Source organism: Acinetobacter sp. 1130196 (assembly GCF_000588095.1).
Lineage (GTDB): Bacteria > Pseudomonadota > Gammaproteobacteria > Pseudomonadales > Moraxellaceae > Acinetobacter > Acinetobacter nosocomialis.
Window position 1 is genome coordinate 22,203 of the sequence record NZ_JFWX01000033.1, and the last position, 23,671, is coordinate 45,873.

At 38.1% G+C, this 23,671-nt stretch carries 20 protein-coding genes and 5 pseudogenes; 16 read left to right on the forward strand and 9 right to left on the reverse strand.

Going from position 1 to position 23,671, the window contains the following annotated elements:
- Positions 1 to 22: 22 nt before the first annotated feature.
- Positions 23 to 982, reverse strand: coding sequence for a GlxA family transcriptional regulator (locus tag J671_RS18950; RefSeq protein WP_000941154.1), 960 nt, complete (start codon positions 980 to 982; stop codon positions 23 to 25).
- A gap of 166 nt (positions 983 to 1,148) precedes the next feature.
- Positions 1,149 to 1,727: pseudogene (locus tag J671_RS25345) on the reverse strand (DDE-type integrase/transposase/recombinase); the annotation flags it as partial.
- Between the two features lie 89 nt (positions 1,728 to 1,816).
- Here J671_RS25345 and J671_RS18955 point away from each other — a divergent pair.
- The 4 genes from J671_RS18955 (at position 1,817) to J671_RS18970 (ending at position 4,922) form a co-directional block, all read left to right on the forward strand.
- A complete protein-coding gene (locus J671_RS18955) occupies positions 1,817 to 2,092 on the forward strand; it encodes a metal/formaldehyde-sensitive transcriptional repressor (RefSeq protein ID WP_001133624.1) in 276 nt (91 codons plus the stop codon).
- Between the two features lie 21 nt (positions 2,093 to 2,113).
- On the forward strand, positions 2,114 to 3,226 hold the full coding sequence (locus tag J671_RS18960; RefSeq protein WP_000842149.1) for an S-(hydroxymethyl)glutathione dehydrogenase/class III alcohol dehydrogenase: 1,113 nt from the start codon (positions 2,114 to 2,116) through the stop codon (positions 3,224 to 3,226).
- A gap of 228 nt (positions 3,227 to 3,454) precedes the next feature.
- A complete protein-coding gene (gene fghA, locus J671_RS18965) occupies positions 3,455 to 4,285 on the forward strand; it encodes an S-formylglutathione hydrolase (RefSeq protein ID WP_000402510.1) in 831 nt (276 codons plus the stop codon).
- 334 nt (positions 4,286 to 4,619) lie between these two features.
- A complete protein-coding gene (locus tag J671_RS18970; protein WP_000920558.1) occupies positions 4,620 to 4,922 on the forward strand; it encodes a putative quinol monooxygenase in 303 nt (100 codons plus the stop codon).
- 85 nt (positions 4,923 to 5,007) lie between these two features.
- Here the strand turns inward: J671_RS18970 and J671_RS26340 are convergent.
- Positions 5,008 to 5,337, reverse strand: a pseudogene (locus tag J671_RS26340) (IS3 family transposase); the annotation flags it as partial.
- Between the two features lie 184 nt (positions 5,338 to 5,521).
- Between J671_RS26340 and J671_RS18975 the strand changes: the two are divergent.
- From J671_RS18975 to J671_RS18985, 3 genes are all read left to right on the forward strand, one after another.
- Entirely contained in the window at positions 5,522 to 6,679 is a 1,158-nt protein-coding gene (locus J671_RS18975) for an iron-containing alcohol dehydrogenase (protein ID WP_000931663.1), read from the forward strand.
- 85 nt (positions 6,680 to 6,764) lie between these two features.
- Positions 6,765 to 7,442: a type 1 glutamine amidotransferase domain-containing protein gene (locus J671_RS18980; RefSeq protein ID WP_000697979.1), complete on the forward strand. Its 678-nt coding sequence runs from the start codon at positions 6,765 to 6,767 to the stop codon at positions 7,440 to 7,442.
- A 203-nt stretch (positions 7,443 to 7,645) separates the two neighbouring features.
- A complete protein-coding gene (locus J671_RS18985; RefSeq protein WP_000655283.1) occupies positions 7,646 to 8,773 on the forward strand; it encodes an alkene reductase in 1,128 nt (375 codons plus the stop codon).
- Between the two features lie 83 nt (positions 8,774 to 8,856).
- On the opposite strand, the gene J671_RS18990 is transcribed toward J671_RS18985, so the two are convergent.
- Positions 8,857 to 9,087, reverse strand: coding sequence for a hypothetical protein (locus J671_RS18990; RefSeq protein ID WP_001088959.1), 231 nt, complete (start codon positions 9,085 to 9,087; stop codon positions 8,857 to 8,859).
- A gap of 107 nt (positions 9,088 to 9,194) precedes the next feature.
- Positions 9,195 to 9,800: a TetR/AcrR family transcriptional regulator gene (locus J671_RS18995; RefSeq protein WP_000805351.1), complete on the reverse strand. Its 606-nt coding sequence runs from the start codon at positions 9,798 to 9,800 to the stop codon at positions 9,195 to 9,197.
- Between the two features lie 145 nt (positions 9,801 to 9,945).
- Here J671_RS18995 and J671_RS19000 point away from each other — a divergent pair, with 145 nt between their 5' ends.
- Complete coding sequence (locus J671_RS19000) at positions 9,946 to 10,965, forward strand: NADP-dependent oxidoreductase (protein ID WP_000859510.1); 1,020 nt, start codon at positions 9,946 to 9,948, stop codon at positions 10,963 to 10,965.
- Positions 10,966 to 10,980: 15 nt separating this feature from the next.
- Positions 10,981 to 11,619: a glutathione S-transferase family protein gene (locus J671_RS19005; protein WP_000631290.1), complete on the forward strand. Its 639-nt coding sequence runs from the start codon at positions 10,981 to 10,983 to the stop codon at positions 11,617 to 11,619.
- Between the two features lie 414 nt (positions 11,620 to 12,033).
- On the opposite strand, the gene J671_RS19010 is transcribed toward J671_RS19005, so the two are convergent.
- Positions 12,034 to 12,465, reverse strand: a complete 432-nt coding sequence (locus J671_RS19010; protein WP_000684953.1) for a PPC domain-containing protein — start codon at positions 12,463 to 12,465, stop codon at positions 12,034 to 12,036.
- Between the two features lie 299 nt (positions 12,466 to 12,764).
- Here J671_RS19010 and J671_RS19015 point away from each other — a divergent pair, with 299 nt between their 5' ends.
- On the forward strand, positions 12,765 to 13,964 hold the full coding sequence (locus J671_RS19015; RefSeq protein WP_000059636.1) for a tyrosine-type recombinase/integrase: 1,200 nt from the start codon (positions 12,765 to 12,767) through the stop codon (positions 13,962 to 13,964).
- Between the two features lie 33 nt (positions 13,965 to 13,997).
- Positions 13,998 to 14,219, forward strand: a pseudogene (locus tag J671_RS26075) (antitoxin HicB).
- A gap of 276 nt (positions 14,220 to 14,495) precedes the next feature.
- Here the strand turns inward: J671_RS26075 and J671_RS19020 are convergent.
- On the reverse strand, positions 14,496 to 14,747 hold the full coding sequence (locus tag J671_RS19020; protein WP_000937271.1) for a hypothetical protein: 252 nt from the start codon (positions 14,745 to 14,747) through the stop codon (positions 14,496 to 14,498).
- Between the two features lie 194 nt (positions 14,748 to 14,941).
- On the opposite strand from J671_RS19020, the gene J671_RS19025 reads away from it, so the two are divergent.
- Positions 14,942 to 15,163 (forward strand): helix-turn-helix domain-containing protein, encoded by a 222-nt coding sequence (locus J671_RS19025; RefSeq protein ID WP_000627021.1) that lies wholly within the window; start codon positions 14,942 to 14,944, stop codon positions 15,161 to 15,163.
- A 544-nt stretch (positions 15,164 to 15,707) separates the two neighbouring features.
- Here the strand turns inward: J671_RS19025 and J671_RS19030 are convergent.
- Positions 15,708 to 16,640 carry an IS5-like element ISAba13 family transposase gene (locus J671_RS19030; RefSeq protein ID WP_001043693.1) on the reverse strand — a complete coding sequence of 311 codons (933 nt, stop codon included), beginning with the start codon at positions 16,638 to 16,640 and terminating at the stop codon, positions 15,708 to 15,710.
- A 136-nt stretch (positions 16,641 to 16,776) separates the two neighbouring features.
- On the opposite strand from J671_RS19030, the gene J671_RS19035 reads away from it, so the two are divergent.
- The 4 genes and pseudogenes from J671_RS19035 (at position 16,777) to J671_RS0104870 (ending at position 22,879) form a co-directional block, all read left to right on the forward strand.
- Entirely contained in the window at positions 16,777 to 17,754 is a 978-nt protein-coding gene (locus J671_RS19035) for an MDR family oxidoreductase (RefSeq protein WP_000276416.1), read from the forward strand.
- A 93-nt stretch (positions 17,755 to 17,847) separates the two neighbouring features.
- Positions 17,848 to 19,071, forward strand: a pseudogene (locus tag J671_RS19040) (IS256 family transposase).
- Between the two features lie 43 nt (positions 19,072 to 19,114).
- Positions 19,115 to 21,781 (forward strand): excinuclease ABC subunit UvrA, encoded by a 2,667-nt coding sequence (locus tag J671_RS19050; RefSeq protein WP_005804864.1) that lies wholly within the window; start codon positions 19,115 to 19,117, stop codon positions 21,779 to 21,781.
- Positions 21,782 to 21,946: 165 nt separating this feature from the next.
- Positions 21,947 to 22,879: pseudogene (locus tag J671_RS0104870) on the forward strand (IS5 family transposase).
- A gap of 130 nt (positions 22,880 to 23,009) precedes the next feature.
- Here J671_RS0104870 and J671_RS19055 read toward each other — a convergent pair.
- Positions 23,010 to 23,671, reverse strand: a 662-nt coding sequence (locus tag J671_RS19055; RefSeq protein ID WP_031983109.1) for a replication initiation protein, incomplete at its 5' end; no start/stop codon positions are given.

Below are 23,671 nucleotides of genomic sequence, written 5' to 3' on the forward strand. Positions count from 1 at the left end.
AAACCGACAAGACTAAAAAACACTAATGAGCAAAATCCAGAATGTTACGTTCAAATTTGGGGGAATAGTTAAAAAAAGCTTTATAGGCTTTAGTAAAACTAGATACATTACAAAAACCACATGCCAAAGCAATATTTGAAATGTTTAACGTAGACTGTTTAAGTAGATTCTGTGCATAGGTGAGTCTTAGTTTTAAATAATATTCTTTTGGAGCCAATTGTAGATTCATTTTAAACAAGCGCTCTAAAGTACGCGGTTGAATTTTTACATGCTGTGCAATTTCAGCAATAGTTAAAGGCTCATTAATATTATTTTCCATTAAGCGCAATACTTCTTGAATCTGAAAATCAAGTTTTTTCTTATGTTCAGCAATAGGTTGATGTTGAATTTCATTGCTCTCACGCACTTGATGAACAATAAATTGCTCACAGATTCTTTTAGCAATATTTGGATAGTGTATTTCAACAAGTGCCAAGCCTAAATCAATCGCTGCAAGCCCACCAGAACAGGTAAAACGGTTCGCATCAATGGTAAAAATATGTGGGGTAAACTGTACTAATGGAAACTCTTCTTGTGCCGCTAAGGTATTTTCCCAATGAAGGCTAGCACGAAAGCCATTTAGTAGATTGGCTTTCGCTAATACATAAGCGCCTGTACATAAACCACCTAAAGCAATTTTTTGTTGATCCAACCTATATAAAAAATTCTTTAAGCGTACTGTCATATTTTTATAAAGTTGAAAACCACCACAAATAAAAACTATATCCATGTTCAGTAAATGTGACCAAACACAGGTATGTTGTATTTGAAGACCATTGCTTGCGCAGCTATGATGACCATCTAAACCCGTTACATTCCATTGGTATAAATTGTCTTCTGTAACATAATTAGCCATACGCAAGACTTCAACCATGTTTGAGAAAGCAATCATTGAAAAGTTATCGAGTAATAAAAAACCAATACGCTTAGAGTTTTGTAACATAAATTTAATGTTCTTCACTTTTTTCAATATTTTTATAAAGCAATTTTGAGACCACAATTTTGATTTTTTCAGATTTAAAAGTCACTTTTGTCTTTATTTCCATGAGGCTTTGTTGCATAAAGCCTTTGATAGCAGAGTGAACCGTACTGGGTTTGTAGGAGACTTTTTATTTAAGTTGGGCCACCTGAACTAACGGGTTAATTTTATCATAATACTTTGTTTCAAAATCAAAAGGCGATACATAACCAATGCACTGTGTACACGCTTTTTATTGAACCAATCTACCCAATTTAATATCGCAAGTTGTACATCTGCTTTTCAATAGTCAATCACCTCAGTTTTGTATAAGCCATTCACCGTTTCAGCCAAAGCATTATCATAGGAATCACCAGTTGTACCGACTGATGCTCCTAAATTTGCTGCCTCTAACAGGAAAACGAATAGAAAGATATTGCACACCTCTATTTAAATCATGAATTACATTCTTTGGCATACATCGGTCACGTAATACTTGCTCCAGTGCATCAAGCACCATATCTCTATTCATCCGTGTTGATACTTTCCATCCAACAATTGCGCGTGAGAACACATCAATAATAAGGGCGGTATAGACCTAGCCTGAATTTGTTTGAATATAGCTGAAGTCTGCGACCTGACATACAAAAAGCACTGCTTCGCAAGGGTCAGGATGATCAGCACTAAAATTACGGTTCACCAAGCCAACTGCCCGTTTTTGGTCATCTCGTACAAAGCCTTTTCGATTTATAAAAAAATATTGTTCTTTTTTATACTATAGGGTACTATAGTATTAACACTAGCAAATAAGGAGGTCTGATGCCTAATCAGGTTGAAGACAAAAAAAAGATTCTTCTACGCGTCAGAAAGATCAAAGGTCAGACGCAAGCGATTGAAAAAGCGTTAGAAGACAATGTGGAATGTGGTGCAATTCTGCAACAAATATGCTCTGTGCGCGGTGCTATTAATGGTTTAATGAATGAAATGTTGGAGGTTCATTTAAAGGACACTTTAGTATCAGGTGAAACCACAGAACAACAACGAAAAGAAGAATTGGCTGAAATCGCCAAGATTTTAAAATCATATTTAAAATAGATCTGTATAAGGAATTATTCCATGAAGTCACGTGCTGCTGTTGCGTTTGGTCCTGGTCAACCTCTTCAAATTGTTGAAGTTGATGTTGCACCACCGAAGAAAGGTGAAGTATTAATCAAGATCTCCCATACCGGTGTGTGTCATACAGACGCATTTACTTTATCTGGCGATGATCCTGAAGGTGTTTTTCCCGCTATTCTCGGGCATGAAGGTGCTGGTGTTGTAGTTGAGGTTGGTGAAGGCGTGACTAGCGTCAAACCAGGTGATCATGTAATTCCACTTTACACTGCTGAATGTGGCGAGTGCGTATTCTGTAAATCTGGAAAATCGAACTTGTGTATTTCCGTTCGCGAAACTCAAGGTAGAGGCGTAATGCCAGATGGTACCACTCGTTTTTCCTACAACGGTCAACCGATTTACCACTATATGGGCTGCTCAACGTTCAGTGAATACACTGTAGTGGCAGAAGTATCATTGGCTAAAATCAATCCTGAAGCCAATCACGAACATGTCTGCTTACTGGGTTGTGGGGTAACAACGGGTATCGGTGCAGTACATAACACGGCTAAAGTACAAGAAGGTGATAGTGTTGCGGTCTTTGGTTTAGGTGGTATTGGTTTGGCAGTCGTACAAGCCGCACGTCAAGCTAAAGCAGGGCGTATTATTGTGGTTGACATGAATCCAGATAAATTTGCGCTGGCAAAAGAGTTTGGTGCAACGGACTTCTTGAACCCTAAAGATTACGATAAACCAATCCAGCAAGTAATTGTCGAAATGACTGGCTGGGGTGTAGATCATTCATTTGAATGTATTGGTAACGTGAATGTGATGCGTGCAGCCCTTGAAAGTGCACACCGTGGCTGGGGACAATCCGTAATTATTGGTGTAGCTGGCGCAGGTCAGGAAATCTCTACCCGTCCATTCCAACTGGTTACTGGTCGTAAATGGCTAGGTTCTGCCTTTGGTGGTGTAAAAGGTCGTACGCAACTTCCAGGAATGGTTGAAGATGCCATGAAAGGTAAAATTCAATTAGAACCATTTGTGACACATACGATGGGCTTGGATCAGATCAATGAAGCCTTTGATCTAATGCATGAAGGTAAGTCAATTCGTACTGTAATTCATTACGAATAATTGCGTCAGACCTTATACTTTTCCATGCATGTGCATCATGAATGACATGCATGGAATCCTCTAAAACGGCACATCATCTGTAAAACAGATCTATCTGTGTAGGCATCGTGTATAGGTTCAATAAACCTGCCTACATTTTAAATCTTTATCACTATTCTCTGTGGAGAATGTAAGACTCTTTGTTTACTTGATTTCTCATGAAGTCTTGCTCAACATAGGTAATTGATTATGGAAATAATTGAGAAGCATGCTTCTTTTGGTGGATCGCAAGAAGTGTATCGCCATCAGTCAATAGCATTAAACTGTTCAATGAAATTCTCAATATATCTGCCACCTCATGACAAAGATGAGCGGTTGCCAGTGTTATATTGGTTATCAGGATTGACTTGCAACGAACAGAACTTTATTACTAAAGCCGGAGCACAAAAGTATGCGGCTGAACATAAAGTCATTATTGTTGCACCAGATACCAGCCCACGTGGAGAGGATGTACCAGATCATGCAGATTATGATTTAGGCCAAGGCGCAGGATTCTATGTGAATGCAACACAAGCACCCTGGTCGCAGCATTTCAAAATGTATGATTATATTGTGGAAGAGCTCAGAAATCTGATTGACCTGAATTTTCCGACCAATCAAGTCCAAAGTATTATGGGTCATAGCATGGGTGGTCATGGTGCATTAGTAATTGGATTAAAAAATCCTGAGCTGTATAAAAGTATTTCTGCTTTTGCACCAATTGTTGCACCTAGCCAAGTACCTTGGGGGAAAAAGGCTTTTACACACTACCTAGGTGAAACCGAAACTTTATGGAAAAGCTATGATGCGATTGAATTAATCAAAAACGCTGAAGTTCATTTACCTATTTTAGTCGATCAAGGAACAGCTGATGATTTTCTTGAAGAACAGTTAAGGCCTAAGCTTCTTAGTGATATTTGTTTGGAACAAGAATATCCTCTTACACTTAACCTAAGAGAAGGGTATGACCATAGCTATTACTTCATTGCGAGCTTTATAGAGAAACATATAGAGTTTCACAGCAAATTCCTAGCTAAATAACTTTCATAGATATGAGGATGTACAATATTGTTCTTGAATGCTTCTTGAGCAATATAATTTCCAGATGAAGAGGTCAGCTTATAAAGCTAAGGTAGAGTCAATTGATCCTTATATAAATAAGATTGAATTTAATCATCTCATATCTTGATTTTTTGATTCAAATGTTAATGATATTAACTTGAATAAATTCATAGCATTATGTCGAAATAAAAACCTAAATTTTGGCTCAGCTATGGGAATTTTTTCTAACTTTTATACAACAAAACTTTCTGACATGCATACATTAGCAATGTCAGAATCAGTTTGAATTCTAATCAATTATGGAGTTTTAGTCATGCTTAAAACAGCTTTATATGTCCGTCTTGAAGCTAAACCGGGTAAAGAAGACGAAGTGGAAGCTTTTCTTAAAGCCGGTTTACCTATTGTAATGGAAGAACCTGCGACAGTTGCGTGGTTTGGCCTACGTCTTGGACCTACAACATTTGGTATTTTTGATGCATTTCCTGATGAGGCGGGTCGCCAAGCGCATTTATCTGGCAAGGTTGCAGCTGCGTTGATGGCTCAGGCCGAAGAGCTATTTTCAGAGCCACCGTCTATTGAAAAAGTAGATGTTTTGGCGAGTAAACTACCAGCTTAAACCGATGCTTAAATGTATGAGGGTGCTGTCTGAAATTTTGAATGTAAGGCAGCACTTCAACCCTATGATGTTTGTCAGAGGCTTTCTATTCAAGTTGGGCTACTTTATTTAATGGCTTAATCTCATCATTTACAAGGGTCAATATCCAAAACAGGGTAAATAAACAAATGCAACTATTTACACGCTTTATATTGAACCAATCTATCTAATTTACTGTCGCATTTGTACATCTGCTAAACCGTGCCAATCTGCTTTTAAAATATTTAATCATTGCTATTTTGTATGAGCCATTCACTGCTTTAGCCAATGCGTTCACGACCATGTCAGTAGTCATGCGTGTTGATACCTTCCATTCAACAATCGCTCGTGAAAATACATCAAGAATAAAAGTGGTATAGAACAAGCCTGAATGTGTTTAACCATCACTAAGGTCGGCAAGCTGAAATAATTTTTATAAAAATAGACGACTGGTCTATTTTTGTGTATAGTTAGCACATAGTGCAGTCAAAAGCCGCAGTGTTGTCCAATTTTTTTAAAGTTTATTTGATGAATAACGGTGGTTTTTCAAATCAATTAGCTGATCATCCTAGGATAAAAATATGTTGAATTTTAACTTTTATAATCCGACTCGCATTATTTTTGGTGGCGATACAATAGCTAAAATCAATGACTATGTGCCTACAGAAGCAAAAGTATTAATGTTGTTTGGTGGTGAAAGTGCACGTAAGAATGGTACTTTAGCTGAGGTGCGTGAAGCATTAGGTGCAAGAGAAATTCATGAATTTGGCGGAATTGAGCCGAATCCGAGTTATGAAACCCTCATGAAAGCTGTAGAGCTGATTCGAGAACAAAAGATAGATTTCTTGATGGCTGTCGGTGGCGGATCGGTAATTGATGGTACTAAATTTATTGCAGCAGCAGTCAATTATACAGGGGATACATGGGAGATTTTAGAAACCCATGGTACTAAAATTACTCAAGCTTTGCCTTTTGCGAGTGTACTCACCCTTCCGGCAACTGGTTCAGAAATGAATAGCGGTGGGGTAGTAACCAGAAAATCGACCCAAGCCAAATTGTCATTTAACAGCCCCTATGTTTTTCCGCAATTTTCCGTACTGGATCCGAATAAAACTTTTAGCTTGCCGACGCGCCAATTAGCAAATGGCGTGGTCGATGCATTTGTTCATGTCATGGAACAGTACTTAACTTACCCTGTCAATGCACAAGTACAAGATCGTTTTGCCGAAGGTCTATTGCAAACTCTGATTGAGATTGGACCGAAAATCTTGGAAGATTCAGCAGATTATGACACGCGTGCGAATTTGATGTGGGCTGCTAGCATGGCACTGAATGGGCTAATTGGAGCTGGTGTACCACAAGATTGGTCAACTCATTTGATTGGGCATGAGCTCACGGCTTTACATGGTATTGATCATGCTCGTACCTTGGCCATTGTGTTGCCGGCCAATCTACAAGTGCGTCGTCAAGAGAAGCGAGAAAAATTACTACAGTATGCAGCTCGAGTCTGGCAGATTGTCGAAGGTGATGAAGAACAACGTATTGATACTGCTATTGCTCGTACTCGAGCCTTCTTTGAGCAACTTGGATTGCCGACTCGTCTTAGCGATTATGGACTGGGGGAGACAGATATTGAGATCATCATTACGCAACTTAAATCACACAATCTTACACAGCTAGGCGAACATAAAACTGTTTCATTAGAGATCAGTCGCCAAATTCTCGAGACGAGTATCTAAATAAGCGTATCTGTCATGGTCACGTTACACGACAAGTGATCATGCAACAATGCTCCTCAATCCTGAAAAATATCGGAGAAATAACATGAAAATTTTAATCGTTTTAACCTCACATGATCAACTTGGCAATACTGGTAAGAAAACAGGTTTCTGGCTAGAAGAACTTGCTGCACCGTATTACACCTTTATTGACTCTGGTGCTGAAGTTACGCTGGCGTCGCCTCAAGGTGGGCAGCCACCACTAGATCCGAAAAGTAATTTGGCCGATGCGCAAACTGAAACCACTCATCGTTTTGAAGCTGATCCAACTGCAATGCAAGCATTGGCACAGACGCATAAACTTAGCGAAATTTCTGTAGCTGATTATGATGCAGTGTTTTATCCAGGCGGGCATGGCCCATTGTGGGATTTAGCAGAAGATCCGATTTCAATTTCTGTGATTGAACAGGCGATTCAGTCTGGCAAACCTGTTGCAGCAGTGTGTCATGCCCCGGGTGTTTTTCGACATGTGAAAGCGAGTAATGGAGCGCCTTTAGTTAGCGGTAAATTAGTGACTGGTTTCACCAATACTGAGGAGGCCGCTGTAGGTTTGACTGAAATTGTACCATTTTTAGTCGAAGACATGCTTAAAGAAAACGGTGGTCATTATTCTAAAGTGGATGATTGGCAAGTATATGTTCAAGTAGATGGCTTGCTGGTTACTGGACAAAATCCAGCATCTTCTGCTGCAACCGCTACAGCATTACTTCAATTGTTGAAATAAAGAGTAGCTAGTCTCTGTTGTGGTGCTTAGCAGTGAATAAACTTCTGACTCTGAGCAACTGGCGCAATAAGCAAAATAACCCTCACTTAATGGTGAAGGGCCTGAGTGAATAGCTTTCCTTCCTTTATTTTTCTATATACAGGAAGGAAGGTTATTTTTTTTAATTTAGATCAATTAAGCCATGATGACTTGGATTCAATGAAATGAAAGACAGCAAACTTTTTCAAAACTTAAGCTTAGGCCCTTATGTTTTGCAAAACCGTATTGTATTGCCACCATTAACGCGGTCGCGTAGTACTCAGCCAGGGAATATTCCAAATGAACTGATGGCAACCTATTATCAACAGCGTGCCGGGGCAGGATTTATGGTGACCGAAGGTACGCAAATCGAGCCACGTGGTCAAGGCTATGCTTGGACTCCCGGTATTTACAGCCCTGAACAGATTGCTGGATGGCGTAAAGTGACGGAAGCAGTGCATGCTAAAGGAGGCATTATTTTTGCACAACTTTGGCATGTTGGGCGTGTTTCACATACATCTTTGCAACCCGATCACGCATCACCGGTCGCGCCCTCGGCTATTAGGGCTGATAGTAATGTTAAAGTCTTTATTGAAACCGGGCCCAATGCAGGGGCCTTGGCTGATCCTTCAATGCCACGTGCTTTAAGCAATGCAGAAGTTAAAGAATTAGTGCAACTCTATGCTCAAGCAGCGCGTAATGCATTGGCTGCTGGTTTTGATGGGGTTGAAATTCATTGTGCAAATGGTTATTTGGTAAATCAATTTATCTCTGCACATAGTAACCACCGTGAAGATGAATATGGTGGATCACTAAACAATCGTTTGCGTTTTTTACGTGAAGTAGTACAGGCAGTTGCTGAGGTGGTTGGTGCAGATCGTTTAGGAGTGCGTTTTGCCCCGCTATTTGAAAGTACAGAGGAAGATCGTGTTTATATGGGGTTGGTTGAAGATGATCCACATGTGACTTATATTGAAGCCATAAAAATACTTGAAGAAGTTGGGATTGCCTATTTATCGATTGCAGAAGCTGATTGGGATCATGCACCAGAACTTCCTCATAATTTTCGTAAAGATGTCAGAGACACTTTCAGTGGTCGGATTATTTATGCAGGTCGATATACGGCAGAAAGAGGGACTCGAATTTTAAAGGCAGGGCTGGCCGATTTAATTGCATTTGGACGCCCATTTATTGCGAATCCAGATTTACCCGATCGCATCGCCAATGGCTGGCCATTGAATGCAGTAGATGCAAGCACTATGTATGGTGGGACGGAAAAAGGCTATATTGATTATCCAGCTTACGCAGATTAATATTGACTAAGTGAGTTATTTTGCCAACCTTTGTGGTTGGCAAAATAAGGACTTAGGATTGCTGTTGCCAGCATAAATTCTTATTAAAACAAATTCTTAAAAATTTTTAGCTGTGTAATGAGCCAACCTGCCAGTGGGAAAGAAATCAGTTGCGTTACTGGCACTAATACTATGACTTCAATCAACACCATCATCGGGAAACTTTGATGCTGAGTAATTGGCTTTAATAAAGTGAGTACCAGTAATAGTGTGGGATATAAGCCTAAATATCCGACTAAAATACGAGTCATGAGGGCTTTAGGAGAAGAATTCATTGTGCGCTATACTCATGGATTGTAAATTAATCTAATAGCAACACATTAATAACTAATCATTGGGCTGCTGTCATTAATTATGTAATTGATATTTAATCTAAATTTTATCAATCTTCACTTTTTAATAGAAATTTAGTTGCTCTCAGAGCTTGATGTAATGGTGTTTTATCTTTTTGCAACTTACTCAGTAATGCTGCACCTAACCACATTTGGTAAAGTACTTGTGCCAACGTCGAGGCCTCAGTATTTGCTTGAATAGACTGATCCTGTTTTCCCAAATCAATTAAACCAGCAATACGTTGGATTACATCATCCACGCCAGCGGACATAATGGAACGCATATCTTCAGATAGATCGGCAACTTCTGCGGCAAGTTTCACAATTAAACAGCTATTCGCCCAACCACAGTGTGTTTCAGGATCTTCTATCCATAAATTAAAATACTCAATCAGCTTTTGATAAGGGGATTTATCGCTACGCCATACATCATTTAAACGGACTTGGTAATTATCCACATAATGCTGTACCAATTCACATCCGAAAGCTTCCTTGGATTGGAAATAATGATAAAACGAGCCTTTGGGGATCTCACAGCTCTGTAAAATTTCCTGTAATCCTACGCCAGTAAAACCTTTATGCAAAATCAGGTCTGAACTGGTGTTAAGAATGTGTAAGCGCTTCGCTTCAGACTTTTTAATAGGAGTAGGCTTCATATTAATTATTTACTCTATTGTAAAAAAAATAGACCAGTCGTATTGTTTTTTATTATAACTCATCTACAATGGATGTAAAGAAATTTTAATCATAATTTTTGATTATGAAGAGAAATACTTTTAAATAAAACATGGAGTTATATGTGTGAAAACAGTTATTAATCAACGCATCGTTTTAGCTAAACGGCCAGTGGGTGAGCCAAAACACAGCGATTTTCGTATTGAGCAAGTTGAGCTCAATGAACTTAAACAAGGCGAGATATTGTTAAAAACCATTTACTTGTCACTCGATCCTTATATGCGTGGTCGCATGAGTGATGCTCCCTCATATGCAGCACCGGTTGAAATTGGCGAAGTGATGGTCGGTGGAACAGTCAGTCAAGTGATGGCCTCTAAAAACCCAAAATTCAAAGAAGGCGAGTGGGTTCTTTCTGGAAATGGTTGGCAGGGCTACGCAATTTCTGATGGGACTGCATGTCAAAGCTTAGGTATGCAACCCGAACATCCATCTTGGGCATTGGGTATTTTGGGGATGCCTGGCTTTACTGCTTATATGGGGTTGTTGGACATTGGTCAGCCTAAAGCCGGTGAAACTTTAGTCGTTGCAGCTGCAACGGGACCTGTTGGTGCTACAGTTGGACAAATTGGCAAACTTAAAGGTTGTCGCGTGGTTGGCGTCGCAGGTGGGGCTGAAAAATGCCATTATGCAGTACAAGAACTCGGCTTCGATGCTTGTATCAATTATCATGATGAAAATTTTGCAGAACAATTACAACAAGCAGTTCCCAACGGTATTGATATTTATTATGAGAATGTAGGGGGTAAAGTGTTTGATGCGGTATGGCCATTGCTTAACTCTGCGGCACGTGTACCGGTGTGTGGTGTGGTTTCGCAGTATAACGCTACCGAGCAAGCACAAGGGCCAGACCGTTTACCTGGCTTTATTTCCACTCTTTTAAGAAAGCGTATTCGCATGCAAGGCTTTATTATTTTTGATGATTATGGCAATCAGTATCCGGAATTCAATCAGCAAATGTCTGAATGGTTGAAAGACAGAAAAATCAAATATAAAGAGCATATGGTGCAAGGTTTAGATAACACGATCAATGCTTTCAATGGTATGTTAAAAGGCAAAAACTTTGGCAAAGTGGTTGTAAAAATTTAAAAAAATAGGAATATTATGATTACACTACATCATTTAGATCAATCACGTTCTTTTCGCATTTTGTGGTTACTTGAAGAAATCAAGCAGCCCTATGAGCTGAAAAGCTATTATCGTGACTCAAGCACGCATTTGGCCCCTGAATCTTTAAAAAACATCCATCCTTTAGGGAAATCTCCAGTATTGGAATGGGATGGCAAAGTTATTGCAGAGTCAGGCGCAATCGTTGAGTTATTAATTCAGAAACTTGCGCCGCATTTAGCACCAGATATGGATGAACCTACCTATGTCGATTATCTACAGTGGATTCATTTCTCAGAAAGCTCTGCCATGCTGCCATTTTTATTAAAAACGTTTAATGCGATTGAAACCAAGCAGGGTACGAAGTTGGTATTTCTAGAAAATTATACTCAAGTTGAGTTCGATAAAGTATTCGGCCATTTAAATGAATATTTAAAAGATAAAGAATTTCTAGTGGCAGACCGTTTAACCGGTGCTGACTTTATGATGGGCTTTGGACTACATGCTTTAGTTTATCATATGGGACAAGGTGAAAATTATCCCCATATCCAACGTTATGTAGCAGGTTTAAGCCAACTACCTAGCTGGCAAGCCGCAGTACAAATTGAACAAAATGGTGTGAAAAGTCAAAAATAGCAAGATTGATTTTTTAAAGGCAATTTAGAAAAAGAATCGTGATTGTCAAGTACATCTAGTTATAAAATAAGCTGACACTTATTTAAATTAAACGCCTAATGAATTTCATCGGGCGTTCTCTATTTTAAAGATAAGGAATTACCATTATTTAAGACAAGTTTCGCCTATTCTTCCCATCAAATTCCTATCAAAAGAGTTTGAATATCACGACGGTTACGTTGAAAGATATAATCAACTTCTGAAAGAAAGAAACGTGACTAACGCACAGCAAGATTAAATTATTCCTCGGGGTATTAAACAAGTAAACTACATCATTTTACTAACATAAACGCATATACGTAAAAATCACGCCCCGTTTAACTGGCAATAGTTTTTGAACCCTTGTATAAAAGTTTAAACGAATCTAGCAAGTCTTTATTTAATGTTAATACTCATCCAGTATTGAGGTTTTTTATCTTTTCTTGCCTGTGATCTAGGTTGTAATACTCTAATTTCATACTCACCTGAAGCAGGTAAAATATAAATACCATTATCATCAAGCTTTGGAGAATATTCTCCAAGATTGATGGAGTCTTTTAATTGATTACCCCATAAGTAAGTTTCAACATTTCCTCCAGTCAACCTCACTTTTAACTTTTGCCCTTTTTTAGCATAAAATTTGTAGGAATCATACTTGTATCCATCTATCCTTCCGTAATAATTTGCAGAGTAAGCTTTTTTAGCAAACTTAACTACAACAGTCTTTCGTATATCATTGTTATCATTTGCAAGTGCGGCAGGGCTAAGCATAGTTAAAGTTAGGGTCATAAAAGCACCAGCTAGTAATTTCGTATTCGCTATTTTCATAAGGTTACCTTAATTCTTGTATCGCCCCTGACATAGTAACATAAGTAATAAGTAACCATGAATCATGGAACAGAACTGTGAATAGTCATAACATAGAGTTGCACTTCAAATGTTAATTTAAGACTTGCGAAATCAATGGTTAATTAATTGGTCACTAAGGAATAGCCAATCTATATATAAACTTTATTTAACAAATACTTATAAAAATATATGATGCGTATCATACGCATCATATATAAAGCGTTCTATTTTGATATAATTGATCCAATCAACCCCTTATTAGGTTTCATTTAAATTCCATGAGTCTTACTGATATTAAAGTTCGCCAAGCTCATTGCAAGGAAAAAACCTGTTTTTTATCCGATGAAGATGGGCTTAGCCTGAAGATTGAGCCGAGTGGAAGAAAATCTTGGTGCTATCGCTATACAGATCCACAAACTAAAAAACGTCGACGCATTCAGTTAGGTCTTTATCCTGATTTATCGCTGAAAAAGGCACGACAAGTCAGAGATGACTTTAAAGACAATAATTTCTGTTTTGAACATGATACTGCCTCTAATCTTATCACCTTTGGTAAGGTCGGGGAGGAGTGGTTACAGTTCAAACTGAAGAATGCCTTCAACGATCTACCCCGCTGTGGTGTACTACAGTTAGCAGAAAGATGCTTACAGCAAGATATTTATCCAGACCTTCAGGATTTACCTTTTCAAAACATCAAGCGCTATGACCTGGTTTCAGTAATCAAAAAAATAGAGGGACGCCAAGTAAAAGAACCTGTCAAAAAAGCTTGTAGTTATTTGAACCAAATTTATGACTACGCTGTAGCGATGGGTTATTGTGAGTTCAACATCGCTCATGGTTTAAATAAAATCACCATTAACAGCAAAATCAAGAAAAATTATCCGTATTTGAAAGCGGAGGAAATATCTGATTTTAAGAATAAATTACAAAAATTGGATGCCCATCCCATTATTAAAAAAGCACTGATGTTCAAATTACATACTGGCGTGAGAGGGGCCGAATTGTTATTGGCTGAGCCTCATCATTTTGATTTAAATGAAAAAATCTGGAAAATACCTGCCTTGCATATTAAACAGTTTCGACGAAAAGTCATATTAGGCCATGAGATTCCAGATTTTTTAGTTCCACTTTCAAATCAGGCTTTAGAGATTTTGAAAGACGTCATGCAGTGGTCATACGGTGAAAAATACCTTTTTGCTAGCCCTCGCAAACACAATCAACCGATTCATTTTAATACTCTAAATATGGCCATACGTAAGATGGGGTATGGCAAACATCAACTATCTTCTCATGGATTACGTTCTACTTTTAGTACCATTTTGAATGACTCAGGTTTGTTCCAAGATAATTGGATTGAGGCACAACTTTCACATATTGATAAGAACCGTACCCGTGCCAGCTATAATCACGCTGACTATTTAGCTCAACGGACTGAAATGATGCAGTGGTGGGGTGATTATTTAAGTACTAGTAAGTGAAAATCGTACTTTTATACATAAACTTAAAACATGATGGGGTGTCAAATGGATAGTAAACAATATACTTACCGTGTTAAATGGTCAGCTGAAGATAATGGGTATGTTGGGTTGTGTGCTGAGTTTCCATCATTGTCTTAGCATGATGCGGATCAGTCTAAAGCATTCTCAGGAATAGAGGAGCTCGTTGCTGATGTTGTCGCTGATATGATTAGCAATAATGAAAAAGTTCCTACACCACTCTCCGGAAAAATATAGTAGGCAATTTATTGTCCTTGTTCTCAGTGGTTCAACAAAAACTAGCCCTCGAAGCTGCAGAACGTAGTGTGGGCATGAATCGTTTAGTATCAGTAAAAAGAGCTATGTAATTTTAGTCTTTACTAAGGTCTAGTAGGAGTGAGTGATAAAGCAGGAACAAGAATTTATGCTTCATATACTCTGTAAATCGTATGAATTTGAATTAATAGGTATTTTAAAAGAAAGTTTTCTTTGATTTAGTGTTTTTATATAAAAAAAATAATTTTTAAAAATAACTTAGGCTAATTGATAAACACTATCTGGAAAGATTAAAAGAAAATATTTTTTAATTTCTGCTAATTCATTTAAGGCAGGTTCTCTTTCTAGCAGTTGAAATGTCCAAATAAGTACAGCCTGATGATTATCATAGCAAGTATTTACTCCAAGAAAATTAGCCAATCCATAACTTCTATTGATGTTCATTTCTTTAATTAATTGATTTCCTAAGTCACGAGCTTGCTGGCTGATTAATAACTCATTTGGTAACACGGCGGTCATCTCCACAAAAAAATCTAATGCAGGTTCAATCCTTATATTTAAAAAGTTATAATTTAATTGAAATGGATAAAATATACTTTCTATAAGTTGTAATAACCTGCTGTAGGTTAATTTTAGCAAAGTATTACTCAGGCAACAACTTCAAATAACCCACAGCAAGTTATTTTTTGTAAATTAATTTAAATATGATTACTTGTAAGTTATCTAGCCTCATGGGCGATAGAAAAATTTTAAAATTAAGTGAAGTGGTGCATGCGACAGGAATTAATCGTAATACGCTGACAAGTATGTATTATGACCGTGCTATACGTATCGAATTGCCAGTCGCTGATAAGTTATGTAAATACTTTAACTGTACGATGAATGATTTGTTTGAGTTTAAGGAAGAAGTTGAAGAAAAAGATTAACCAATACTTCTTTTGATAAGTTTTCTCTACAGGTCTAATACTGAACTTTATAAAATTTCATCGAAAACAGAGATTTACTTTATTATTTATATAAAAGAATCAATCGAATGATAGAGGTTTTTTTCTTATAACTTAATCAAGAAGAGGGCTAATGACCCACAATAGCGGTAACTATTGTGGGTTTGTTCCATGTAATGCAAATTGCAGTACAAGGAATTTAAAATGACTTCACTGCTGATCTTACGTTGCCTTGTACTTATTGCAAGATTTTTAGTCTTTTTACATGATTTTTCATTTCACCATTTAAATTTCTTCTTTTTATCATTTTGATAATTTTAAGTACCCGATCTTGACGTCATAGTGTTTGAGATCGAACGTTCGATAGATGTCCGCAATCCATCGAATAGCTGAATCTCATTTGAGGTTCGCAGAGAGTCCAATATATTTTAGCTCAAGGACTCTATGATTGCTTTGGGATTTCTAATTCTAAATGGCTTTGTTGCACAAAGATTTAAAAGTTAAGACTTCTCATATCTACTCAAATTTAAGTGACAACTCGGGTATGTGGTCTGCCTAAGTCCGTAAATTTATTTAATACTGCCATACGTGCATGAATCTCATTGACTTGGCTTTGAAAATTTCTCGCACTGAGTTTATCCCCCAATAATTTGATGCAATGCATCTTGGTTTCAACCAAACTTCGCCGATGATAGCCTGACCATTTCTTCCAAATAGTTCTTCCTAAACGTTTAACTGTTAGAAGCAACTCATTGCGTTCTAGCGAGCCCATCTTTTTATCTTTCCATGGCTTCGCATTTTTTCTTGGTGGAATCACTGCATGTGCTTGCTGATCCGCAATGACCTGTCGGCACTGTTTGGTATCATAAGCTCCATTGGTATAGACGGAGTCAACTCTCTCATCTTGTGGAATCTGATCGAGTAAATCACCAAGTACCTGTGAATCACTCACATTGTTGGTTGTGAGCTGAACAGCGCGTATTTGTAAGGTTTTAGCATCTATACCAATATGTAGTTTACGCCATTGGCGACGATATTCAGGCTGATGTTTTTTACGCTTCCATTCACCCTCACTTAAGAATTTCAGACCTGTAGATTCAACGATTAGATACAGTCCATCACAACTTTTTTGATAGCTAATCACAATATCAATATGCTGTTGTCGTCTACAAATTGTAGTGTAGTCTGGCGCTATCCAATTTAACCCACAAAGATGGATGAGACTTTGAACAAAGCCTGTGACCATGCGTAAAGACAATCGAAAGAGAGATTTAATCATTAGGCAGCATTGGATAGCTGCGTCGGAGTAAGTTTGATTTCGTCCTTGTTTGCCTTTTGATGGGGCATACCATTGCGTAGCAGGATCAAACCAAATGGCAATATTTCCACGATTAATGAGAGCCCGGTTATATGAAGACCAATTGGTTGTGCGATAAATTTTAGGTGTCGACTTATTCATTTGAAAATTATATTGTGGAATAAGCCTTTAGAGATAGGTTTGTGCAACAAAGCCATTAAAAAATAAATGCAGACGTCTGTATTTATTTTTTAATTAATTCTAGACAAACAGTCTAATTAAATAGAGAGGAAGTTCTATGTACAAAGGTATTGTAATTACTAAAGATGAAGCAGGTTACACATCAAAAATTACTGAGATTGCATCAAAGCCTTTACAAGAAGGAGAGGTTAGAGTCGAAGTCAAATATTCAACACTCAATTATAAAGATGCTTTAGCCATTACTGGGCGTTCACCAGTGGTGCGTAGTTTTCCTTTGACCCCAGGCATCGACTTTTCGGGTGTTGTGATTGAATCAAAACATCCAGCATGGAAAGAAAGAGATGAAGTTCTACTAAATGGTTGGGGAGTGGGTGAAAAGTATTTTGGAGGGCTAGCCGAGCAAGTCACTGTTTCTGGTGATTGGCTCATACAAAAACCTTCTGCTTTTTCTTTTAAAGATACGATGGTTATTGGTACAGCAGGTTATACCGCAATGTTGTGTGTCATGGCTTTACAAAAACATGGTATTAAACCAAGTGATGGAAAAATTTTAGTGACAGGTGCAAATGGTGGAGTAGGTAGTATTTCCATTATTATTTTGAATCATCTTGGTTATGAGATTACAGCTTCAACTGGTCGACCTCAAGAGTCAGAATATTTAACCTATCTAGGTGCGAGTGAAATTATTGATCGTATTGAATTATCTTCCTCAGGAAAGCCATTAAACAAAGAAGTTTGGGCTGGCGTGATTGATACTGTTGGAAGCCATACTTTAGCCAATGCATGTGCTAGTACAAAATATCGTGGTGCAGTTGCTGCGTGTGGTTTGGCAGGCGGAATGGATTTTCCAGCAACAGTTGCTCCATTTATTCTAAGAGGGATCACCTTATATGGAATTGATAGCGTGATGGCACCAATCGAATTAAGAAAAGAAGCATGGGAACGTTTGGCTACAGAATTAGATCAAACAAAATTAGAAACAGTAACGACTGAAATTCAGTTAACAGATGCTTTAAATATTTCCAATGAAATTTTAGATGGAAAAATTCGAGGTAGAGTTGTTGTACAGATATAGTTCAACAAAATGAGTTGTGGGACTGTTCTAAATTTTGTGTAAGTACTTAATTTTCATTTATCCTACTGAGGATAATAAAAAGAGGTACTTCACATGGATGAAGCTACAATCAAAAGTATGGCAGCTGAATTAGCTAAAGGTTTAAAAACTCCTGAAGATTTAAACCAAATGACAGCCATATTCAAAAAGTTCATGATCGAAACCGCTCTGAATACTGAGCTTTCTGAACATTTAGGCTATGAAAAGCATCAACCTAAGAATGGATCTAATGCACGTAATGGTTTTAGCTCCAAAACAGTTCTAACACAAGGTGGGCAGCTTGCTTTAGATATCCCTCGTGATCGTGACGGCTCTTTTGAACCACAGATTATTAAGAAGCATCAAACACGCATTACTAGCATGGATGATCAAATTCTTTCGCTATATGCGAAAGGAATGACAAATAGAGAAATTGTTGCTTTTTTTAAAGAAATGTACGATGTCGATGTATCTGCCTCCCTTATTAGTAAGGTGACGGATGCTGTCATTAAACAAGTGACAGAATGGCAAAATAGAACACTCGATAGTCTTTATCCTGTTGTCTATTTAGATTGCATTGTTGTTAAGGTTCGTCAGCATTCAACAGTAATCAATAAATCAGTTTATTTAGCATTAGGCATTAACCTAGATGGCCAAAAAGAACTTCTTGGCATGTGGTTTGCTCAAACAGAAGGTTCCAAATTCTGGCTGTCAGTCATGACAGAGCTTAAAAATCGAGGAGTGCAAGATATTCTTGTAGCCTGCCTTGCGAAGCAGCGCTTCTCAGGACTAAAAGGCTTTCCTGATGCGCTAGCCTCTGTCTACCCTCATACTGATATCCAGCTGTGTATCGTGCATGTTGTACGCAATAGCCTGAGATTTGTGAGCTGGAAGGACTACAAAGCTGTAACAGCAGGATTGAAGGCGATCTATCAGGCAAGTACAGAGGAAAATGCTTTAAAGTCCCTAGATATCTTCTGCGATCAATGAAATCACCAGTATCCAAAAATTGGAGAATCTTGGCGGGCAAATTGGGAAAATATCCGAACGATCCTTAGCTATCCTGCTGAAATACGTCATGCGATTTATACAACAAATGCAATTGAATCATTGAATAGCGTGATCCGCCATTCAACTAAAAAGAGAAAGATCTTCTGTTCTGATGATTCAGTGAAAAAGGTCATTTATTTAGCAACTTCAAATGCTGCTAAAAAATGGACCATGCCAATTCAAAATTGGCGTTTAGCAATGAATTGGTTTACGATTCAGTTCGATGATCGATTAAAAGATCATTTATAAAAAAATGGGACTTACACAAAATAATTTACAGGCTCGTAGAAACATGAAAATACATTCTTTTGGTGAACACAATAACATTACTTTATCTAATAATTGTATTGAAGTTCGAGGTGCACGTGAGCATAACCTTAAGGATGTAGATGTTTCTATCCCAAGAAATGCACTTGTTGTTTTCTCAGGTGTATCGGGTTCAGGAAAATCATCACTTGCTTTTGGAACTATTTTTGCTGAAGCACAAAGAAGATATTTCGAATCTGTTGCACCTTATGCAAGACGCTTAATAGATCAGGTCGGAGTACCAGATGTTGATGCTATTGATGGTCTACCACCAGCAGTAGCATTGCAACAACAACGTGGTGCAAGTAATACCCGTTCTTCTGTTGGAAGTGTAACAACTTTATCAAGTCTCGTGCGAATGATTTATTCGCGTGCTGGTGCATATCCTGCCGATCAGCCAATGTTATATGCCGAGGACTTTTCACCGAACACTCCTCAAGGCGCTTGTCCTACCTGTCATGGTTTAGGTCACATTTATGAAGTTACAGAATCGATAATGGTTCCTGACCCAACACTGAGTATTCGTGAGAAAGCTATCGCATCATGGCCACCTGCTTGGCACGGGCAAAACTTACGCGATATCCTAGTAACCCTAGGGTATGATGTTGATCGACCATGGAAAGATTTACCGCAATCGGATAGAGACTGGATTTTATTTACTGAAGAAACCCCAACAGTTCCTGTCTATGCTGGTTTAAGCCCCGCTGAGACTCAATCTGCACTTAAACGTAAACTAGAACCCAGCTATATGGGCACTTTCACTGGTGCTCGTCGCTATGTCCTTCATACTTTTGCTAATACCCAAAGTACGTCGATGAAAAAACGTGTTTCACGTTTTATGGAAGGAAAAATATGCCCTTCCTGTCATGGTAAACGCCTTAAACCAGAAGCCTTATCTATTACCTTTGCTGGAATAGATATTGGTGAGTTTATGCAACTTTCTTTGGATAAGTTAACTTGCCTGCTTGAGCCCATTGTTCTTGGCAATTTCGAAGCTCATGATGCTGGAGAAAAGACTAATAATAAAGTAACCCAACTTGATAGATCTGAACGAGCAACAACAGGTAGAGCAGTGCATTCTGTATCTCCAGATGTAAGACGTACGTCAGCACTTTCAGATGAAAAGAAAATTGCTGCCCAGCGTTTAGCAAATGGTGTGGTGGGGCGTTTAAATCAATTACGCCAGTTAGGTCTTGGTTATCTAACATTAGATAGAGCCACACCGACTCTTTCAGCGGGAGAGTTACAACGTTTGCGTTTAGCAACACAATTAAGTTCTATGCTATTTGGTGTAGTTTATGTACTGGATGAACCGTCTGCTGGATTACATCCTTCAGATAGTCAGTCATTATATGATTCTCTCGATAAATTAAGAGACGCTGGAAACTCCGTATTTGTTGTAGAGCATGATTTAGAGCTCATGCGTCGTGCTCAATGGTTAGTGGATGTTGGACCAGATGCAGGAGAGCAAGGTGGTAATATTTTATATAGTGGAGTACCTCAGGGTTTAAGTGAGATTTCAGCTTCACGTACTGCAAGTTATTTATTTAATAAAATCCCAGTTACTCAAAGTTATGGACGTACACCCTCTGGTTGGCTTGAACTTAACAATATTTACCGACATAACCTGCATAATATTGATGCTCGTATACCTCTTGGTGTACTTACAGCAGTTACAGGTATTTCAGGTTCGGGTAAATCTAGTCTCGTTTCTCAAGCTTTACCCGAGTTAGTACTTTCATATTTAGGCAATGAATCTGAAACTAAAAACAATAATGAAAATAATCCTTTAAATGAAGGAATGTTGGTTACCGAGGTTACACAGGGTTCTCTGGCTGGTGATGTGGAGGCTATACAGCGTCTGGTACAGGTTGATCAAAAACCAATTGGTCGTACTCCACGTTCTAATCTGGCAACTTATACGGGTTTATTTGATCATGTTAGAAAGTTATTTGCTGGGACTCCTGAAGCTCACCAAGCTCATTATGATGCTGGACGTTTTTCGTTTAATGTGGCTAAAGGGCGATGTGAAACTTGTGAAGGTGAAGGCTTTGTCAGTGTAGAATTATTGTTTATGCCAAGTGTATATGCCCCTTGTCCGACATGTCATGGTGCTCGATATAATGATGACACTCTGAAAATTCGCTGGAATGGACGTAATATTGCTGAAATATTAGGAATGACCGTCAATGAAGCACGTGATTTTTTTGATGGAGAGGTCTCGATTGCTCGTTCACTACAATTATTAAAGGAAATTGGCCTTGGTTATTTACGTTTAGGGCAACCAGCGACTGAACTATCTGGTGGAGAAGCGCAACGTATTAAATTGGCGACCGAGCTGCAACGCAATCAGCGTGGAAATACACTGTATATACTTGATGAGCCAACTACAGGTTTGCATCCATCAGATGTAGATCGATTGTTAGTTCAATTGCAGCGATTAGTCGATGCGGGTAATACCGTGGTTATGATTGAGCATGATATGCGTGCCGTTGCACAAGCAGATTGGGTGATTGATGTGGGACCAGGTGCTGGAAATGCTGGTGGGAATATTGTTGTGGCAGGGACACCAAAACAAATAACAGAAAATCAAGATAGCCGTACTGCTCCATATTTAGTTAATGAGTTAGTGAGTCGTGATACTAAACGTTGATATTGCGAGTGGGTAGAATAAAACATTAAATTAAAAGCCTGTAAAATCAATCAGATATTTTTTGTTTTAGGTGGTGTGTGAGCATGAAATCTAAAAGTTTTTTCAACTAAGGGCTTTGTTGCACAAACCTATCTGTAACGGCTTTTTCAGCGATATAATTTTTAAATGAAGAAGCCTACACACAAAATCTACCGCACAACCAATTGGCCCGCATATAACCGAGCACTCATGAGTCGCGGAAATATTGCCATTTGGTTTGATCCTGCTACGCAATGGTATGCTCCATCAAAAGGCAAACAAGGGCGAAATCAAACCTACTCCGACGCAGCTATCCAATGCTGGTTAATGATTAAATCCTTATTCCGTCTATCTTTACATATGGTCACTGGCTTTGTCCAAAGTCTGATTAAAATTTGTGTATTAAATTGGACAGCACCAGATTACACCACGCTTTGTAGAAGACAAAAGCATATTGATATTGCAATTAGCTACCAAAAAAGTAGAGATGGTCTGCATCTACTCGTGGACTCTACTGGCTTGAAATTTCTAGGTGGAGGGGAATGGAAATGCAAGAAACATGGATCTGAATATCGTCGCCAATCGCGTAAGCTCCATATTGCTATAGAAGCTGAAACCCTTCAAATACGTACAGTACAACTCACGACAAATAATGTCAGCGATTCACAAGTGCTCGAAGATTTACTTTCTCAAGTTCCCTTGGATGAACGAATTGATTCAGTTTATACAGATGGTGCTTATGACACAAAGCACTGCCGACAAGTCATTTTAAATCGTGATGCACATGCGGTCATTCCACCCAGGAAGAATACAAAGCCTCGGAAAGATTAGCAAGTCAGGTCTATAGAGCGAAATGAGTTATTGAAAACAGTCAAACTGCTAGGAAGGTCACTTTGGAAAAAGTGGTCTGGTTATCACCGTCGAAGTTTGGTGGAAACCAAGATGCATTGCATCAAATTATTAGGCGATAAATTAACAGCAAGGAGTTTTCCTAGTCAGGTGAATGAGATTCATGCACGCGTAGCCCTTTTGAACAAATTCACAGAATTGGGGCGCCCTCACACCCAAGTTGTCACTTGAATTTGGCTCAATTAGGATCGCTTCTATCTTTCAAACCTTTATGCAACAAAGCCCTATAAAAATATGACATAAACTGATATTAAGCTTATTTTACATCTTATAGTAAAAAGTGTAGCAACTTGCTACACAGTCATATAACGTCTTTTCCAAAGATTTCATTCAATCGTTTTCTATTTTCTTTTACAAAATTTGGATTATTTTTTAATTTATATTTCATTTCTTTCTTAAATTCACTCATTGAACTGCCAGCTACAGCAAAATCCATTTGGAACATAATATCATTAACTATCACATTTGCTTGAGATTCAGTTAAGCACCCTTCTGTCTTAAACCACTTACTAAACTGTTTATAATTTGGGTCGTTTGCATAGATGTACCAAGACCTTACAGTCATATCGAACTTCGCACCTAATTCTTTAACAAGCGCGTTATCATCAAAATTGACATCTAAATAGATTTGAGTCTTATCATTAGTATTAGATACAACAACTTCAGTGGCATGCCTATTAAGAATTTTAAATCGAACTCCGACAATAGGTCGACCTTTCTTGATGGTATCGTACTCTAATTGAAGACTAGTCCTTTCATTAATTTCTTCAATAATCTTGTCTAAAACGTATCGTCTAAAATCAACCCAACGATCGTATTTTTTCTCCCCAATATCAATTAATGCTTTGATATTCTCAAGTGAAAGTTCAACCTCATAAGAATCTTGATTAGCATACTTAAATTCATTTTTGATAAAGTATGAATACAAACTCATACTGGTTACAGAGTCCAAAGCAAATAAAT

What these genes read in the sequence shown, in the direction of transcription:
- J671_RS18950 (WP_000941154.1), bottom strand. Translation starts at nt 982, where the DNA reads ATGTTACAAAACTCTAAGCGTATTGGTTTTTTATTACTCGATAACTTT.
- J671_RS18955 (WP_001133624.1), top strand. Translation starts at nt 1,817, where the DNA reads ATGCCTAATCAGGTTGAAGACAAAAAAAAGATTCTTCTACGCGTCAGA.
- J671_RS18960 (WP_000842149.1), top strand. Translation starts at nt 2,114, where the DNA reads ATGAAGTCACGTGCTGCTGTTGCGTTTGGTCCTGGTCAACCTCTTCAA.
- fghA (WP_000402510.1), top strand. Translation starts at nt 3,455, where the DNA reads ATGGAAATAATTGAGAAGCATGCTTCTTTTGGTGGATCGCAAGAAGTG.
- J671_RS18970 (WP_000920558.1), top strand. Translation starts at nt 4,620, where the DNA reads ATGCTTAAAACAGCTTTATATGTCCGTCTTGAAGCTAAACCGGGTAAA.
- J671_RS18975 (WP_000931663.1), top strand. Translation starts at nt 5,522, where the DNA reads ATGTTGAATTTTAACTTTTATAATCCGACTCGCATTATTTTTGGTGGC.
- J671_RS18980 (WP_000697979.1), top strand. Translation starts at nt 6,765, where the DNA reads ATGAAAATTTTAATCGTTTTAACCTCACATGATCAACTTGGCAATACT.
- J671_RS18985 (WP_000655283.1), top strand. Translation starts at nt 7,646, where the DNA reads ATGAAAGACAGCAAACTTTTTCAAAACTTAAGCTTAGGCCCTTATGTT.
- J671_RS18990 (WP_001088959.1), bottom strand. Translation starts at nt 9,087, where the DNA reads ATGAATTCTTCTCCTAAAGCCCTCATGACTCGTATTTTAGTCGGATAT.
- J671_RS18995 (WP_000805351.1), bottom strand. Translation starts at nt 9,800, where the DNA reads ATGAAGCCTACTCCTATTAAAAAGTCTGAAGCGAAGCGCTTACACATT.
- J671_RS19005 (WP_000631290.1), top strand. Translation starts at nt 10,981, where the DNA reads ATGATTACACTACATCATTTAGATCAATCACGTTCTTTTCGCATTTTG.
- J671_RS19010 (WP_000684953.1), bottom strand. Translation starts at nt 12,465, where the DNA reads ATGAAAATAGCGAATACGAAATTACTAGCTGGTGCTTTTATGACCCTA.
- J671_RS19015 (WP_000059636.1), top strand. Translation starts at nt 12,765, where the DNA reads ATGAGTCTTACTGATATTAAAGTTCGCCAAGCTCATTGCAAGGAAAAA.
- J671_RS19025 (WP_000627021.1), top strand. Translation starts at nt 14,942, where the DNA reads ATGATTACTTGTAAGTTATCTAGCCTCATGGGCGATAGAAAAATTTTA.
- J671_RS19030 (WP_001043693.1), bottom strand. Translation starts at nt 16,640, where the DNA reads ATGAATAAGTCGACACCTAAAATTTATCGCACAACCAATTGGTCTTCA.
- J671_RS19035 (WP_000276416.1), top strand. Translation starts at nt 16,777, where the DNA reads ATGTACAAAGGTATTGTAATTACTAAAGATGAAGCAGGTTACACATCA.
- J671_RS19050 (WP_005804864.1), top strand. Translation starts at nt 19,115, where the DNA reads ATGAAAATACATTCTTTTGGTGAACACAATAACATTACTTTATCTAAT.